This is a genomic window from Bartonella queenslandensis (assembly GCF_018155095.1).
GTDB classification, from domain to species: domain Bacteria; phylum Pseudomonadota; class Alphaproteobacteria; order Rhizobiales; family Rhizobiaceae; genus Bartonella; species Bartonella queenslandensis_B.
In genome coordinates, this window is sequence record NZ_NAAI01000039.1 from 1 (window position 1) to 544 (window position 544).

At 35.7% G+C, this 544-nt stretch carries 1 protein-coding gene; it reads left to right on the forward strand.

Annotation, left to right across the window (positions count from 1 at the left end; translation table 11 throughout):
• Window positions 1-274: 274 nt before the first annotated feature.
• The coding region (locus B5V81_RS08630) for a type IV secretion system protein (protein ID WP_212113096.1) at window positions 275-544 on the forward strand (270 nt) is incomplete at its 3' end.

The following is a 544-nucleotide window of genomic DNA, read 5'->3' on the forward strand; positions in this document are numbered from 1 at the left end:
GCTGAGCATTCACTTATCAAAAGAAAAAGGCGTGAACTTGATATGATGTTTTTTGACCATGAAAAAAGCGATATGCCCAGAATACGTTGAAAACAAAAGCCAATGTAGGAGGTTTCAGTGCCATTCCAATCATTCAAAAGGGCACAAAGATTTTATCAAAGTCAAGATATCGTGGTGAAGATACTTAGGTAATGCATAAATGCAAATAAAGTGTTTAGCATGTATCCATATTCCAAGATGATAAAAAATTGAAAATTCAATAAAGAGGAATGCCATGAACTTCACTATGTTCACACAACTTTTTACTAAAATTGATCAGATAGCAAAAACATATGTCACGGATATTTCCTCAAAAGCAATTGTTACAATCACACCCTTCGTTTCAATTGGAATCACAATCGCTTTCATTATCTATGGATGGCTTATCATTCGGGGCGCTATAGATATGCCGCTTTCCGGTTTCGTAAACCGTTTCCTGCGAATAAGCATTATCACTTCAATAGCTCTTACCACAGGACTTTATCAACCGGAAATCACAAATTTG